Here is a 14,907-nt window from a genome sequence, read left to right as displayed (position 1 = left end):
ATCTTACGTTTTACTAAAAAATCACGATACATACTTTCGTTATCGTCGCATTTCAGCGACAGGCCGCGCCGTCACACGCTTTCACGCTGCACTGCAGCACGCTCCGACACCGTTAAAACGACACTATTTCGCAAGTGGATTAAAAATTTACTTTCGTTTTACTTTCGTATTTGACTTTTCGAAATTTAGTATTTATGCTTTCTCCAACAAACACTTTACTGACACTCCATGACTACCCTTCTTCAGCGTGACATTCAAACCTGGCGCGACATCGGCGGCCTGCACACGGCCGAGGAAATCGCCCACCAGCCAGCCATCTGGCGCGCGCTGTCCGACATTTTGCGCAACGAGCAAGCCAGCCTGGCCGCCTTCCTAGGCGACGCGCTGTCCAATCCACAGCAACGCGTCATCCTGACGGGCGCCGGCAGCTCGGCCTATGTGGGCGAAATCGTCGTCGATACCCTGAACGCGGCCTGGCCCGCGCAGATCCGCGCCATCGCCACCACGACCCTGCTGACGCATCACGAGCTGTACCTGGAAGCGGATGCGCCCACCCTGCTCGTCTCGTTTGCCCGCAGCGGCGACAGCCCGGAAAGCCTGGCGGCCGTGGAACTGCTGCGCCAAGTCGTGCCCGGCGCGCGTTTCCTGAACATCACCTGCAACGCCGATGGCAAGCTGGCGCGCCAGGGCGCCAACGACGGCAACACCTATAACCTACTGATGCCGGAAGGCAGCTGCGACCGCGGCTTCGCCATGACCAGCAGTTTTAGCAGCATGCTGCTGGCGGCCCTGTCGGTGCTGGGCAAGGACACGGATCTCACGCGCCTCGACACGCTGGCGCAACTGGGCGAGCAAGCCTTGCGCGACTGGTCGGTCCCCGTGGCGCAGCTGGGTTCAACACCCGTGCAGCGCGTCGTCTACCTGGGCAGCGGCCCGCTGGAAGCGCTGGCCAAGGAAGCGGCCCTGAAAATCCTGGAATTGACGGGCGGCCGCGTGATGGCGATGGCGAATACCGCGCTGGGCTTCCGCCACGGCCCGAAATCGGCCGTCACCACGGAATCGCTGGTGATCCTGCTGCGCAGCAGCAAGCCGCTGGCGCGCCAGTACGAAGACGATTTATTGAAGGAACTGCAGCGCGACAGCGTGGCGCAGCGCTGCCTGACGGTGGGCATCGGCGGCGACTTATCTGCCAACTTAGCGGCCGATGCGCCGGCCTGGCCAGACGCCTGGCTGGCCCCTCTGTGGCTGCTGATGGCGCAGCAATATGCGCTGCACCAGTCCGCGCTGCTGCAACTGCGCCCCGACAATCCATTCGCTGGCGGCATCGTCAACCGTGTCGTGCAGGGCGTCACCATCTATGGCCATGACCAATTCTAATCGCACCGCCGGCTACCACGGCATCGACATCGGCGGCAGCAAGATGGAGCTGGTCGCCTTCCGTGACGACGATGGCGTGCTGACGGAAGCGTTCCGCGAACGCGTAGCCACGCCGGGCGACGATTTTGCCGCCTTCGTGCAAGCCATCGTCGACCTGGTGACGCGCGGCGACGCCGCCCTGGGCACGACGGCGCCTGTCGGCATCGGCTTGCCCGGCGTGATCGACAGCGCCAGCGGACGCCAGCTCAGTTCCAACGTGCCGGCCCTGAACGGCCGCCTGGTGGCGCAAACCCTGCAGCAAGCCTTGCAGCGCCCTGTCGCCATCGGCAACGATTGCCAGTGCTTCGCCCTGTCGGAAGCGCAGGGCGGCGCGGCCGACAATGCCGCCAGCATGTTCGGCGCCATCCTCGGCACGGGCGCCGGCGGCGGCTACTGCGTGGGCGGCCAGCTGCTGCGCGGCTTTAACGGCGTGGCCGGGGAATGGGGCCACTGGAGCCTGCCCGCCACCCTGCTGGCGCAGCATGGCCTGGCCGAATACCCTTGCCCGTGCGGCAAGGCGGGCTGCCTGGAACGCTATGTCTCCGGCCCCGCCATGCGCAAGCTCCACGCGCACTTTGGCGGCGACGGCGCCGAACCGCTGGCCATCGTGGCGCGCGCCAACATGGGCGACGCCGTGGCCCAGCGCACGGTCGCCGTGCACCTCGATGTGCTGGGCCACGCGCTGGCCGGCCTGGTCCTGGCCTACGACCCGCACGTCATCGTGCTCGGCGGCGGCTTGTCCAAGCTGCCGCACCTGTACGACAAGCTGCCGGCCGCCGTCAAGCGCCACCTGTTCCCCGGCGTGCACGTGCCGCCTATCCTGCCGCCCCGCTTTGGCGACGCCGGCGGCGCGCGCGGCGCGGCCCTTTTGATACGACAACATACAAAGGCCTAAACATGATGACGCAAGCGGAAAACCCGACTTTTACCCTGTCCCCGATCCAGCAAGTGATCAAGGCGCACCGCCGCGGCGAGCGCGTGGGGCTGTACGCCGTCTGCTGCAGCCACCCGAGCGTGCTGCGCGCCGCCATGCGCGTGGCCAGCGAATACGACACCGTGCTGCTGGTCGAGGCGACCTCGAACCAGGTCGACCAGTTCGGCGGCTACACGGGCATGACGCCGGCCGTTTTCCGCGACACCATGCTGGCCCTGGCCCGCGAACAGGGCTTCCCCGCCAGCCGCCTGGTGCTGGGCGGCGACCATCTGGGTCCGAACGCATGGCAGCACCTCGATGCGACCACCGCGATGAATCACGCCGAAACCCTGATCGCCGCGTATGCGTCGGCCGGTTTCCATAAAATCCACCTCGATTGCAGCATGCGCTGCGTGGATGACCCCTTGCAGCTCGACGATGAAACCGTGGCCGCCCGTTCCGCGCGCCTGTGCATCGTCGCCGAGGAAGCGGCGGCCGCCGCCGGCTTCGCGCCGCCCGTCTATGTGATCGGTACAGAAGTGCCGATTCCCGGCGGCGAAGCGTCGCTGGCGCAGGCCGGCGCCGTCACCAGCCCGCAAGCGGCGCGCCGCACGCTGGACGTGCACCGCCGCGCCTTCCTCGACAACGGCCTGCATGGCGCCTGGCGCCGCGTCATCGCCATGGTGGTGCAGCCGGGCGTCGATTTCGACCAGAGCAGCATCCAGCACTACGATGCGGATGCCGCCGCCGAGCTGTCGGCCTTTGTCGCCGAGCAGCCTGGCCTCGTGTTCGAAGCCCATTCCACCGACTATCAGCGCGAGTCCGCCCTGCATGCCATGGTGCGCGACCACTTCGCCATCCTGAAAGTGGGCCCGGCCGCCACCTTCGCCCTGCGCGAAGCGCTGTTCGCCCTGTGCCAGATCGAGGAAGAACTGCTGCCGGCGCACGCCACCTCGCAGCTGATGCAAGTGCTCGACGACGTGATGGTGGCCAAGCCGAAGAACTGGATCAAGCATTACCTGGGTACGCCGGAAGAACAGCGATTGATGCGCCGCTACGGCTTGAGCGACCGTTGCCGCTATTACTGGGGCGAGCCGGAAGTGGCGGCCGCCGTCGGCAAGCTGCTGGCCAACCTGGACGCCGTGGCCATTCCGCTGCCGCTGCTGAGCCAGCATTTGCCGGAACAGTACCTGGCCGTGGTGCAGGGCAGCCTGCAAGCGCAGGCACCGGCCTTGATCGAGCACAAGATCGGCAGCTTGCTGGCGCAATATGCGCGCGCCTGCAACCGCAATGCGGCAGTCCCCGTCATTGCCGAAGCGGCAATCTGTTAAGCTCGGTATTTTCATTTTTTACTGAGCCCGCCACCATGCGAAATACCAGCCAACGCCGTGAATCCATCCTCCAAATGCTTGCCCAGCAGGGCTCGGTGCAGGTGACCGATCTGGTGGAAAAGCTCGGCGTGTCCGCGGTCACCATCCGCAGCGACTTGAATGCGCTGGAAGCGCAAGGCATGGCCACGCGCAGCCACGGCGGCGCGACCCTGACGCGCACGCCGCCGCCCGAGCACACGATACGCCAGAAGGACGCCATCAACCACGAGCAGAAGGAGCGCATCGGCGCCTATGCGGCGCGGCTGGTGGAACCGGGCGACAACATCATCATCGACTCGGGCACCACCACCATCTCGCTGGCACGCCATCTGCGCGATGCGACGGGCGTGACGGTGGCGACGAATGGCCTGAACATCGCGTGGGAACTGGCCGATGCGCCCGGCGTGGACCTGATCCTCACGGGCGGCCTGCTGCGCAAGCAGTCGCTGTCGATCCAGGGCAGCCAGGCCGAAACCTGCCTGCAGGCGTACAGCTTCGACAAGCTGTTCCTGGGCGTGGACGGCTTCGACCTGCAGTTTGGCGTGACTACCCACCACGAAGCGGAAGCAAGCCTGAACCACAAGATGGTGGAACGGGCAAAGAAAATCATCGTCCTCACGGACGCCTCGAAGTTCGGCCGCGTCAGCCTGCACCGCATCGTGCAGCTGGACCGCGTCGATACCGTCATCACCGATGCCAGCATCAGCCAGGAGTACCGCGAAGGGCTGCAAAAGCTGGGCATCGAACTTTTTATAGCGGAATAACACATGCTGAGCGGCAGAATCCTTACCCCATCTGGCTGGATCACGGGCACCATCACCTTTGACCAGCGCATCGTCCAGATACAAGAAGACCCTGCCGCCGACAGCGCGCTGACCATCCTGCCCGGCTTCATCGACCTGCACGTGCACGGCGCGGCCGGCGTCGACATCATGGAAGGCGACGACGCGGGCGCCACCGTGGCGCAGGTGCATGCGCGCCATGGCACCACGGCCCTGCTGGGCACCACCCTGACGGCCAAGGAGCCGTCGATCCTGCGCGCCCTGCACGGCCTGGCCGGCGTCATCGCCGAGCGCCCTGCCAACGGCGCGCGCATGCTGGGCGTGCACCTGGAAGGCCCGTTCCTGAATTTGCACCGCCTGGGCGCGCAGCCGCCCGACGTGGTGCAGGCCAGCCTGGCGCTGGTGCAGCGCTTCCACGCCATCGCCCCCATCAAGGTGCTGACCATGGCGCCGGAAATCCCCGGCCATCTGGAACTGATCCCGCAACTGGCGGCGATGGGCATGCGCGTGCAGATCGGCCACAGCGCCGGCACGTATGACGAAGGCGTGGCGGCGCTCAACGCCGGCGTCTCCGGCTTTACCCATCTGTACAACGGCATGACGGGCATGACGCATTACGACCCGGGCATGGTGGGCGCCGCGCTGGCGCATGCCGAGTACGCGGAAATCATCCCCGACCTGCAGCACGTGGCCAAGGGCGCCCTGCGCGCGGCCCTGCGCGCCATCCCCCGCCTGTACGGCGTGACGGACGCCACCTCGGCCACCGGCATGCCGGACGGCGAATACGGCCTGGGCACGCAGCGCGTCTATAAATGCCTGGGCTGCGTGCGCCTGGCCACGGGCTCGCTGGCCGGCAGCGTGCTGACCATGGACCAGGCCCTGCGCAACTTCGTCGACCTGGGCCTGGACCTGGCCGACGCCTCGAACCGCTTGTCGCTGTACCCGGCCGACTACCTGGGCGAATCCGAACGGGGCCGCCTGGCGCCCGGCGCCTGGGCCGATATCGTCGTCCTCGATTCCACATTACAGCCAGTGTCCGTCTTCGTCGAAGGCGCGACCATCGATCTTTCCACCCGCTAGATTCAGTCTCTAGACCCAGCCCCCAACCCCGTCCCGGAGTTTTCATGCACGACACGTCACACAAGGCCCCCGTGTGGGCCATGCGCTACCTGCTATTTATTGCCGGCATGGGGGGATTGCTGTACGGCATAGACATCGGCATCATCGCCGGCGCCCTGCCCTACCTGGAATCGACGGCGTCCGTGGCCTGGAAACTGACGGCCCAGCAGCTGAGCTTTATCGTCGCCGCCGTGCTGTTGGGCTCCGTCCTCTCCTCGCTGTTCGCCGGCGCCCTGGCCGATATCCTGGGCCGGCGCTGGGTGATGTTCCTGGCCGGCGCCCTGTTCAGCGCCAGCATCCCGCTGATCGCGCTGGCCGACGGCTACATGCCGCTGCTGCTGGGCCGCCTGCTGCAAGGCATCAGCGGCGGCTTGATCGGCGTCGTCGTGCCCCTGTACCTGGCCGAATGCCTGCCCGCGCAGCAGCGCGGACGGGGCGCGGCCCTGTTCCAGCTGCTGCTGACCATCGGCCTGGTGGCAGCAGCCCTGATTGGCCTGCTGCAGGCGCAGACGGTGGAAACGGCCACGCAGGCGGCGCAAGCGCTGCCGGAAGCGGGCCGCATCGCCGCCATTTTCACCGCCAAGGACCACGCCTGGCGCAGCATCTTCTGGGTCTGCCTGACGCCGGGCCTGGTGTTTACCGTCGGCGCCCTGCTGCTGGCCGAATCGCCACGCTGGCTGGCGCAACGGGGCCGCATTGAGCAGGCGCGCCAGTCGCTGCTGCGCACGCGCCTGCCCGCCGACGCCGACATCGAACTGCGCGAGATGCAGGATACGCCGGAAAATACGGCCAAGGCCGGCGGCAAGGCCAGGGATCCGCTGCTGAGCCGCCGCTACGTGCTGCCCTTCCTGCTCGCTTGCCTGATCCTCGCCTGCACCCAGGCGACGGGCATCAATTCCATCCTCGCCTACGTCGTCAATATCCTGAACCAGGCAGGCCTGTCCGGCGCCTCGGCCAACATGGCGGACGTGTTGTTGAAGGTGCTGAACGCCGTGATGACGGTGGTGGCCGTGCTGCTGGTGGACCGCAAGGGCCGAAAATTCCTGCTGATGCTGGGCACGGGCGGCATCGTCGTCTCGCTGCTGGCGGCCGGCCTGCTGTTCCGCGGCGCCGAAGCGCACCTGGCCGACGTGCGCCCCGCCATCGCGGCGCAAGTGCAAGCGGACAGCCTGGCCTTGCACCTCGATGCGGCCACCTTGGCGGCCCTGGGCGCGGCAACCGACGGCACGCCGCAACAGCTGACCATCGCCTACGCCTACGGCCCGTTCACCAACGTGAAAAGCCTGCGCAGCGACGATCCCGTGCTGCGCCAGGTGACGATCGCCCGCGCGGACGCCGTGCAGGCCGACAGCGTGATCGGCGTGTTCTTCCGCAAGCTGCACCTGAACCCCTTCGCCGACCCGGCCGCCGGGCGCGAGGCGCCGCTGCGCATCGAGAAGGCCAGCCTGGGCCCCGTGCCCTCGTCCACGCACGGCTGGCTGGTGGCGATTGCCATCTGCGTGTTCGTTTCCAGCTTTGCCGTGGGGCCGGGCGTGTGCGTGTGGCTGGCCCTGTCCGAGCTGATGCCGACCCGCATCCGCTCGAACGGCATGAGCATCGCCCTGCTGGTGAACCAGTTCGTCTCGACGGTGATCGCCGCCATCTTCCTGCCGACCGTGGGCTTGCACGGTTATTCGACGCTGTTCTTCTTTGGCGCCGGCTGCACCGTGCTGTACTTCCTGGCGGCGGCCTTCCTGCTGCCGGAGACCAAAGGCAAGACACTGGAGGAGATCGAGGCGCACTTTTCAAAGTAAGCCAAAGTAACCATTTGTAGCAGTCTCCTTTTCAGCCCCGGGCACTTCCGGGGCTGTTTTTTTGCCTGCTGGACAAGTTTACAGGGCTGGCGCGCACGCCACAGTACGGTTTTCCTTCTGGAATCCTGGCCGCCTGGGCTAGAATCTGGCTGCGTCGTGCTACTCACGAGGCGGCAATGGCGCCATGACAAAAACCACCAGGAGACACAGTGAGCTTATTTAGAACCAAGAATTTGGATGACATGATTGCCCACAGCAAGAAGCCAGGAGGTCTGGCCAAGGTGCTGGGGCCCTTCGACCTTGTCCTCATGGGCATCGGCGCCATCGTCGGCACGGGCATTTTCGTGCTCACCGGCACGGGTGCGCTGACGGCCGGCCCCGCCCTGTCGCTGTCGTTTGTCGTGGCGGCCGTCGCCTGCTGCTTCGCCGCCCTGTGCTATGCGGAATTTGCCTCCACCGTGCCGGTGGCCGGCTCCATCTACACCTACAGCTACGCCACCCTGGGCGAACTGGCCGCCTGGATGATAGGCTGGGACTTGCTGCTCGAATACGGCCTGGCCGCCGCCGCCGTCTCCGTCGGCTGGTCCGGCTACTTCCAGTCGCTGCTGTCGGGCTTTGGCATCGCCCTGCCCGTCGCGCTCACCGCCGCCCCCGGCGCGCTGCCCGGCGTGACCACCTTCATCAACCTGCCGGCCCTCGTCATCATGCTGGCCCTGACGGCCATGCTGGGCTGGGGCGTGCGCGAATCGGCGCGCCTGAACAACATCATGGTCGCCATCAAGGTAGGCGTGGTGCTGCTGTTCATCATCTTCGGCGCGCGCCACGTGCAGCCGGCCAACTGGCAGCCCTACATGCCGTTCGGCTACCACGGCATGCTGAGCGCCGCCGCCCTCGTCTTCTTCGCCTTCATCGGCTTTGACGCCGTCACCTCGGCCGCCGAGGAAGTCAAGAAACCGTCGCGCGACCTGCCGATCGGCATCATCGGCTCGCTGGCCGTGTGCGCCGTGCTGTACGTGGTGGTCTCGGCCATCATGACGGGCATCGTGCCGTATCAAAAATTCCTCGGCGTCGACCATCCCGTCTCGCTGGCCCTGCAGTATGCAGGCGAAAACTGGATCGCCGGCTTCGTCGACCTGGGCGCCATCCTCGGCATGACCACCGTGATCCTCGTGATGGCGTTTGGCCAGACGCGCATCATCTTCGCCATGTCGCGCGACGGCTTGCTGCCCAAGCGCCTGTCCACCGTGCACCCGCGCTTCCACACGCCGTTCTTCGCCACCTGGCTGGTCGGCATCGTCTTTGGCCTGATCGCCGCCGTGATCCCGCTCAACATCCTGGCTGAGCTGATCAACATTGGCACCTTGGCCGCCTTCACCATGGTATCGGTTGCCGTGGTGGTGCTGCGCAAGAGGCGTCCCGACCTGCCGCGCGCCTTCCGCTGCCCCGGCGTGCCGTACGTGCCGGCATTGGCCGTGATCCTGTGCGTGGGCCTGATGAGCTTCCTCAGCTGGGTCACCTGGGTGGCCTTCACCATCTGGCTGGTGATCGGCCTGGTCATCTACTTCGGCTACGCGCGCCGCCGTTCGCTGCTGCACCCGCCGCAGTAAAAAATCCCCTGCAGCGACATATCCTGTCGCTGCCCCAGTTAAGATGGCGGTCTCGCAACCACCGCAGGCCGCCATCCATGCAACGTTCCCCCGACCTCATCGCACAGCTGGACCAGAGCACGGACCAGCTCAAACGCGCGCGCCTGCGCAACATGCAGTGGCTGGCCGTCGGCTTGCTGCTGCTGGCCGCGCTGGTCTTCGCCGTGGCCCGTTCGCAGCGAGGCGGCCACCCCGCCTGGGGCTACGTGGAAGCGTTCGCCGAAGCGGCCATGGTGGGCGCGATCGCCGACTGGTTCGCCGTCGTCGCCCTGTTCCGCCACCCGCTGGGCATCCCCCTGTGGCATACGGCCATCATCCCGAACAGCAAGGCGGACATCGGCCGCAGCCTGGGCGCCTTCGTGGAAAACCATTTCATTACCGAGCAAGGCATCGCCGAACGCATCGTGCAAGCCGACCCCGCCGCGCGCCTGGGCGCCTGGCTCGGTGACGAGACCCACGCGCGGCAGCTGGGCATGGCCGGCGCCGGTGTCGCCAGGCAGCTGCTGGCGATGGCCGACCACGACAAACTGGGGCGTCTGCTGCGCGAGCAGGCCAGCAGCTACCTGGGCCAATTGAATTTGTCGGACGTGGCGGCCGACTGCATCGATGCGCTGATCGCCGACGGCAAGCCGCAGGAATTGCTGGACTTCCTGCTCGACCGCAGCGCCGCCTACCTGGACGAAGAGCACCACCACGCCGCCATCGGCGACTTCGTGCTGGGCGCCTTCCAGATCGAGAACGCGCTGGTGAAAAAAGCCGTGAAAGCGTATGAACCGCGCATGATCGCCTCGCTGCAGAAATTCGCTCTCGCCGTGCGCGTCGATCCGGCTCACCCGCTGCGCCAGCGCATCGCCGGCTGGATCGCCGACAGCGCGCTGCACCTGAAGGCCGACCCGCAGTGGCAGGACACCGTGCACCGCTACCAGCTGCAGCTGATCGCCAGCGATACGGTGCAAGCCATGCTGGGCGACGTCTGGAACCACCTCCGCGCGCGCCTGCTGGCCGACCTGCACGCCGACCAGCCCGTGCTGGCGCAAGCCATCGCCGGCCTGGCGCAGAACACGGGCAAGGTGCTGGGCGCGGACCAGGCTGCGCGGGCATGGCTGAACGATGCCATCGTCGCCGGTAGCGGCGCGCTGGTGCGCCGCTACCGGGGCGAGGTGGGCGCCTTCATCGCCGCCCGCCTGGACCTGTGGAGCAAGGACGAAATGAGCGAGCGCATCGAACTGGCCATCGGGCGCGACCTGCAATTCATCCGCATCAACGGCACCATCGTGGGCGGCCTGGCCGGCTTGCTGATTTATACGGCTACTCAGCTGTTCTAGGCCGCCTTCACCAGCGCGGCACGGCCTTGGCCGGCGCCGCATGCGAGGGAAAATGCGGCAGCACTTCCTGCGCCAGTTCCTGCAGCACCTCCGCGGCCGGGCGCTGGCCATGCTGGATGCCCAGCGCCGCATGGTTGACGCCAGCGTCCCGCCATTCACCGAGCAAGTCGATCAAGCCCCTGCGTCCCGTGCGCAGCACATAGCCGCTGCGCACGGGCGTGCGCGGGTAATCGGGGTCGTCCACCAGGTCCAGCCACTCGTTGCACATGTGCGGGCGAAAGCCGCCATCCGGTATGCAGGCGCGCCAGGCGCGGATCTTGTCCGCCAGCCGGCGCGGCCCCTCCGGCGTATCCGTCGCTTCCGGATACGTCAGCCAGCCATCGGCGTGGCGCCCGATCCACTCCAGCGGCTGGCCCGAGGAACTGGTGACGACGAGGGGAATGGCGCCCGTCACGGGTTTGGGCAGCAGTTCAAGGCCAGCCAGGCTGCCCAGCGGGCCGTCGATGCTGGCGGGGCCTGCCCGCAGCAGCTGGCGGAACATGTGCACGGCCTGCGCATAACGCGCACCGCGCGTGGCGTATGGCACGCCATACGCTGGAAATTCGCTGGCCCGGTCGCCCGACGCCGTGCCCAGCACCAGGCGTCCGCCCGACAGCTGATCGACGCTGGCAGCCGCCTTGGCCAGGTCGATCGGATGGCGCAGGGTGAAAATGGCGCTGCCCGTGGCCAGGGCCAGCGACTCCGTGCGCGCCGCCAGATACGCCAGATAGGTCCACGGGTCGAACAGCTGGCCCGCGTCGCCGAAGCGCGGGTCGAACAGGGGAATGTCGCGCACCCAGGCGGCGGCAAAGCCTTGCCGGTCCATGGCGGCGACCAGGTCGGCCTGGCCCGCCAGCGCCTGCATGTCGCCCTGGTAAAAGCGCAGCGGCAGATAAATGCCGAGGGTGAGCGCGCCGGGCGCGAACATGCGGCGGTAGCCTGCATGGTGGGCAAACGCGTGCGAAGACGCGCCGCCGGTATCGATCGTCATATTGCTCCTTGATATAGGTCAAGCGCCCGTGGCGGGCGCGGGAAGCGTGATGCCCAGCTGCACGGCCGGGCGGGCCGCCACGCGGGCGTACCAGGCGGCCACGTGCGGCCAGTCATCGAGCTTGAAGCCGACCAGGTCGGCGATGTGCAGCCAGCCGAAGCTGGCGATGTCGGCGATGGAATAGTCGTCGCCGGCCAGGTAGGCGTGGTCCGCTAGGCGGCCGTCCATGGTGGCCAGCGCGGCGTCGCACAAGTGGCGGAAGTGCGCCGTGGCGGACACGTTCGCGCCTGCGTCCGCGATCTCAAAGTGCACGCGCTGGCCCAGCATCGGCCCCATGCTGGCCGCGTGAAATTGCAGCCAGGTGATGGCGGCCCAGCGCAGCTGCGGCTGCGCCGGCAGCAAACGCCCCGTCATTTCCGCCAGGTACAGCAGGATGGCGGCCGACTCGAACACGGTGATGCCCGTGTCGTGGTCGACCAGCACGGGAATGCGCCCGTGCGGATTGAGGGCCAGGAAGGCGGGCAAGCGGTGCTCGCCCTGTTCGATGCGCACATGGCGCAATCGATAGGGCAAGCCCAGTTCGGCCAGCGCGATGGTGGCCTTGAAACCGTTGGGCGAGCTGTCGGTATAGAGCTCCATCATGGCGCCGCCTCCTGGCGCGCGGCCTTGCCGGGCAGGATGACGATGGCGCAGGCCAGGCCCGCCGCCACCAGGCAGGCGGAAACGAGGATGGCGCCGCTGTAGCCTTGCGCGGCCGTGCCGCCGCCGGCCAGCACGGCGATGCTGACCGCCACACCCACGGCCAGGCCGACGGCCGAGCCGACTTCCTGCGTGGTCGTCAGCATGCCGCCCGCCAAGCCATGGTCCGCTTCCGGCACGCCATCGATGCCGGCCACGGTCCAGGCGGGAAACGCCAGGCCATAGCCGATGCCGGCCAGTACGGTGCCGGGAAGGATGGATGCGGCCCACGACGCCAGCGTGGCCAGCGACGCGCCCAGCATGGCCAGGCCGCCGATGAACAGCAGCATGCCGCCAACGATGACGGGCTTGGTGCCGCAGCGGGCGATCAATGCCGGTCCGGCCCACGCGCTGGCCAGGGTAAAGGCAACGGCCATCGGCAGCAAGCCCAGTCCCGTGCGCGTGGCGGAAAACCCCAGCACTTCCTGCATGGCCAGCGCCACGACGACAAAGGTGGGACCGAGGGCCGTGTTGGCCAGCAGGGAGACGATATTCGCGCCGCCCGTCGAGCGGCGCAGGAAGACGGCCAGCGGCATCAGCGGCGTGGCCACGCGCCCCTCCACCCAGACGAACAGCGCCAGCAAGGCCAGCGCCAGCGCGACCAGGGCAAACGTGAGCGGATGCGCCAATCCCACATGCTCGCTATTGGCAAAGGCAAACACCAGCGTCGCCGCACCCGACGCCACCAGCAGCGCGCCCCACACGTCGAGCGAGCCGCCAGCCGCGGCGGCATCGGGCCGGCCCTGAGGCAAGGCCGGCGACAGGGCCAGCACCAGCAAGCCGACGGGCACATTGATCCACAGCACCCAGCGCCAGCCCAGCAGGTCCGTGATGAAGCCGCCCAGTATCAGTCCCGCGACAAAGCCGCTGGCCGCCACGGCCGTCCAGGCGCCCAGCGCCCGGTTGCGCTGCGCCGGCTGGGGAAACACGGCCAGCAGCAGGGAAAATGCGGCCGGCGAAAACATGGCGGCGCCGAAGCCCTGCAGCGCGCGCGTGGCCACCAGCATGGCCGGGCTGTGCGAAAAGCCGCCCAGCAAGGAGGCGGCCGTGAACAGCAGCAGCCCCGCGATGAAGACGCGGCGGCGGCCAAACAGGTCGGCCGCGCGCCCGCCCAGCAGCAGGAAGCCGGCGATGGCCACGCCATACGCATTGATCACCCATTGCAGCCCGCCGGGAGTGAAGCCCAGGCTGTGCTGGATTTGCGGCAAGGGAATCATGGTGATGGAAAAATCGAGCAAGGCAACGAATTGCGTGGTGCACAGCAAAAGCAGGCAAAGTTGCCGATGTGAAAGTAACATGGAGCTCCTATCGATATAGTTTTACTCGACGTCAAAACAACGCCGCATTCCCCTATAATGCGTTTTCCAAGAGCGAAACAGAAACGATGTTTTTTCGCGCTTAACTTTAGAAAAACTATATCGATGACGCATCCTTTACCGCTCCAGGCGCTGCGCGCCTTTGTCGAAGTGGGCCAGCGCGGCAGCATCAAGGCGGCCGCCGAAGCGCTGCATGTGACGTCGGGCGCCGTCAGCCAGCAAATCCGCCTGCTGGAAGAACGGGTCGGCATGCCCCTGTTTACGCGCGAACGCCAGGGCTTGCGCCTGACCGAGGCGGGGGCCATGGTCCACCCCGCCCTACTGGGCGCCTTCGCGCAGATCGCCGGCGCCAGCCAGGCGCTGGAAGACATGGGCGCGCGCCAGACGCTGACCGTCAGCACGGTCGCCACGTTTGCCGCCGCGTGGCTGGTGCCGCGCCTGGGCCGCTTCAACCAGCGCCATCCCCATATCGAAGTGCGCGTGGAAGCGACATCCGCGCTGGTCGACCTGCGCCGCGACCGGGTCGACGTAGCCTTGCGCCACGGCCTGGGCGACTATCCGGGCTTGCAGGTGACGCGCCTGATGGCGCCCGTGCTGGTGCCCGTCGCCAGCCCCGCCCTGATGGCGGGCCAACCGCCCATCGCCACGCCGGCCGATTGCCTGCGCTACCCGCTGCTGCACGATACGGACCGCGCCGACTGGCCCCTGTGGCTGGCCGCGCATGGCGCGCCGGACGGCAGCGAGGATACGGCGCGGGCGCTGCGCGGCTCGGCCTTCGAAGATGATTTTCTGTTGATACGCGCGGCCGAGGCGGGCCAGGGCCTGGCCCTGGTGCCGCAGCTGTATGCGCAGGAGGAAATCGCCGCCGGGCGCCTGGTGCAAGTGCTGGACTTGCCGTGGCCGGCGCGCTTTGCCTACTACCTGGTGACGCGGCCCGACGCAGCCACGCGCCCCGCCGTGCAGGCATTCATGGCATGGATTTGCGAGGAAGCGCAGGCCACGCGCTAGAACACATCGCCCCCGGCCGCGCACGACACCACGCCGCACGCGGTGCTGAACAGCACCGGCACGCCGGCGCGTCCCATGGCGATGCAGCTTGCGGCGGGCAGCACGGCCAACAGCAGCGCCAGGTAGGCGAGCGCCTGCAGGCGGCCCAGGGCCGGTCGCGCAGCGCCCGCGGTATCGCGCGCCATGCCGCGCCTGAACGCCGTATTGCCCCTGCAGGCATCTGCCCTGCCGCTTGTCATCCTGGTAAGCATGCCCCTCTCCTCGATTCCGGTTACCGGCCTGTCCCGCCGGCTTGAACGGCCTGCACGCCTGCTGCTCAGGCTGCAATGGTATTTTGCTGCATAAATTTACCAAATACAATAAATAAATCCAAAAAGAAACAATTTTTTGGTTTGCCAGCATGCGTCGTGGCGCAAAGAAATCCGCCTTGACAGAGTGTAGAATGGGGAAC

14 protein-coding genes are annotated in these 14,907 nt (G+C 67.1%); 10 read left to right on the top strand and 4 right to left on the bottom strand.

The features are described from left to right. The first annotated feature begins 228 nt into the window (after positions 1–228). The 8 genes from O0881_RS00715 (at position 229) to O0881_RS00680 (ending at position 10,364) form a co-directional block, all read left to right on the top strand. Positions 229–1,377 (top strand): SIS domain-containing protein, encoded by a 1,149-nt coding sequence (locus O0881_RS00715; protein ID WP_289909635.1) that lies wholly within the window; start codon positions 229–231, stop codon positions 1,375–1,377. Continuing rightward, on the top strand, positions 1,364–2,311 hold the full coding sequence (locus O0881_RS00710; RefSeq protein ID WP_289909634.1) for an ROK family protein: 948 nt from the start codon (positions 1,364–1,366) through the stop codon (positions 2,309–2,311). Before O0881_RS00715 ends, O0881_RS00710 begins: the two co-directional genes overlap by 14 nt. A gap of 5 nt (positions 2,312–2,316) precedes the next feature. Then, positions 2,317–3,660: a D-tagatose-bisphosphate aldolase, class II, non-catalytic subunit gene (locus O0881_RS00705; RefSeq protein WP_289911432.1), complete on the top strand. Its 1,344-nt coding sequence runs from the start codon at positions 2,317–2,319 to the stop codon at positions 3,658–3,660. Between the two features lie 35 nt (positions 3,661–3,695). Continuing rightward, positions 3,696–4,463 carry a DeoR family transcriptional regulator gene (locus tag O0881_RS00700; RefSeq protein WP_034781637.1) on the top strand — a complete coding sequence of 256 codons (768 nt, stop codon included), beginning with the start codon at positions 3,696–3,698 and terminating at the stop codon, positions 4,461–4,463. Between the two features lie 3 nt (positions 4,464–4,466). Further along, positions 4,467–5,561, top strand: coding sequence for an amidohydrolase family protein (locus O0881_RS00695; protein ID WP_289909632.1), 1,095 nt, complete (start codon positions 4,467–4,469; stop codon positions 5,559–5,561). A 44-nt stretch (positions 5,562–5,605) separates the two neighbouring features. Then, entirely contained in the window at positions 5,606–7,393 is a 1,788-nt protein-coding gene (locus O0881_RS00690; RefSeq protein ID WP_289909630.1) for an MFS transporter, read from the top strand. Between the two features lie 209 nt (positions 7,394–7,602). Continuing rightward, entirely contained in the window at positions 7,603–9,000 is a 1,398-nt protein-coding gene (locus O0881_RS00685) for an amino acid permease (protein ID WP_289909629.1), read from the top strand. Positions 9,001–9,077: 77 nt separating this feature from the next. Then, positions 9,078–10,364 carry a DUF445 domain-containing protein gene (locus O0881_RS00680; protein WP_289909628.1) on the top strand — a complete coding sequence of 429 codons (1,287 nt, stop codon included), beginning with the start codon at positions 9,078–9,080 and terminating at the stop codon, positions 10,362–10,364. A 7-nt stretch (positions 10,365–10,371) separates the two neighbouring features. Here the strand turns inward: O0881_RS00680 and O0881_RS00675 are convergent, their stop codons facing one another. The 3 genes from O0881_RS00675 to O0881_RS00665 are packed head-to-tail and all read right to left on the bottom strand — an operon-like array spanning position 10,372 to position 13,430. Beyond that, positions 10,372–11,394, bottom strand: a complete 1,023-nt coding sequence (locus O0881_RS00675) for an LLM class oxidoreductase (RefSeq protein ID WP_289909627.1) — start codon at positions 11,392–11,394, stop codon at positions 10,372–10,374. Between the two features lie 18 nt (positions 11,395–11,412). Continuing rightward, positions 11,413–12,036 carry a glutathione S-transferase family protein gene (locus tag O0881_RS00670; protein ID WP_289909626.1) on the bottom strand — a complete coding sequence of 208 codons (624 nt, stop codon included), beginning with the start codon at positions 12,034–12,036 and terminating at the stop codon, positions 11,413–11,415. Beyond that, positions 12,033–13,430: an MFS transporter gene (locus O0881_RS00665; RefSeq protein WP_289909625.1), complete on the bottom strand. Its 1,398-nt coding sequence runs from the start codon at positions 13,428–13,430 to the stop codon at positions 12,033–12,035. Before O0881_RS00665 ends, O0881_RS00670 begins: the two co-directional genes overlap by 4 nt. 123 nt (positions 13,431–13,553) lie before the next feature. On the opposite strand from O0881_RS00665, the gene gcvA reads away from it, so the two are divergent. Continuing rightward, positions 13,554–14,456 (top strand): transcriptional regulator GcvA, encoded by a 903-nt coding sequence (gene gcvA, locus O0881_RS00660; RefSeq protein ID WP_289909624.1) that lies wholly within the window; start codon positions 13,554–13,556, stop codon positions 14,454–14,456. Here gcvA and O0881_RS00655 read toward each other — a convergent pair. Continuing rightward, entirely contained in the window at positions 14,453–14,641 is a 189-nt protein-coding gene (locus tag O0881_RS00655; protein ID WP_289909623.1) for a hypothetical protein, read from the bottom strand. The two genes, gcvA and O0881_RS00655, sit on opposite strands and share 4 nt — an antisense overlap. Here O0881_RS00655 and O0881_RS00650 point away from each other — a divergent pair. Then, entirely contained in the window at positions 14,640–14,801 is a 162-nt protein-coding gene (locus O0881_RS00650) for a hypothetical protein (RefSeq protein ID WP_289909622.1), read from the top strand. The genes O0881_RS00655 and O0881_RS00650 overlap by 2 nt on opposite strands. Positions 14,802–14,907: the final 106 nt, after the last annotated feature.

Source organism: Janthinobacterium sp. SUN100, assembly GCF_030397705.1.
Classification (GTDB): Bacteria; Pseudomonadota; Gammaproteobacteria; order Burkholderiales; family Burkholderiaceae_D; genus Janthinobacterium; species Janthinobacterium kumbetense.
This window is presented reverse-complemented; position numbering and strand designations above follow the sequence as displayed.

Bases quoted from the DNA above. Each gene is read 5' to 3' on its own strand.
- O0881_RS00715 (WP_289909635.1), top strand. From the start codon at position 229: ATGACTACCCTTCTTCAGCGTGACATTCAAACCTGGCGCGACATCGGC.
- O0881_RS00710 (WP_289909634.1), top strand. From the start codon at position 1,364: ATGACCAATTCTAATCGCACCGCCGGCTACCACGGCATCGACATCGGC.
- O0881_RS00705 (WP_289911432.1), top strand. From the start codon at position 2,317: ATGACGCAAGCGGAAAACCCGACTTTTACCCTGTCCCCGATCCAGCAA.
- O0881_RS00700 (WP_034781637.1), top strand. From the start codon at position 3,696: ATGCGAAATACCAGCCAACGCCGTGAATCCATCCTCCAAATGCTTGCC.
- O0881_RS00695 (WP_289909632.1), top strand. From the start codon at position 4,467: ATGCTGAGCGGCAGAATCCTTACCCCATCTGGCTGGATCACGGGCACC.
- O0881_RS00690 (WP_289909630.1), top strand. From the start codon at position 5,606: ATGCACGACACGTCACACAAGGCCCCCGTGTGGGCCATGCGCTACCTG.
- O0881_RS00680 (WP_289909628.1), top strand. From the start codon at position 9,078: ATGCAACGTTCCCCCGACCTCATCGCACAGCTGGACCAGAGCACGGAC.
- O0881_RS00675 (WP_289909627.1), bottom strand. From the start codon at position 11,394: ATGACGATCGATACCGGCGGCGCGTCTTCGCACGCGTTTGCCCACCAT.
- O0881_RS00670 (WP_289909626.1), bottom strand. From the start codon at position 12,036: ATGATGGAGCTCTATACCGACAGCTCGCCCAACGGTTTCAAGGCCACC.
- O0881_RS00665 (WP_289909625.1), bottom strand. From the start codon at position 13,430: ATGTTACTTTCACATCGGCAACTTTGCCTGCTTTTGCTGTGCACCACG.
- gcvA (WP_289909624.1), top strand. From the start codon at position 13,554: ATGACGCATCCTTTACCGCTCCAGGCGCTGCGCGCCTTTGTCGAAGTG.
- O0881_RS00650 (WP_289909622.1), top strand. From the start codon at position 14,640: ATGCCGCGCCTGAACGCCGTATTGCCCCTGCAGGCATCTGCCCTGCCG.
- O0881_RS00655 (WP_289909623.1), bottom strand. From the start codon at position 14,641: ATGGCGCGCGATACCGCGGGCGCTGCGCGACCGGCCCTGGGCCGCCTG.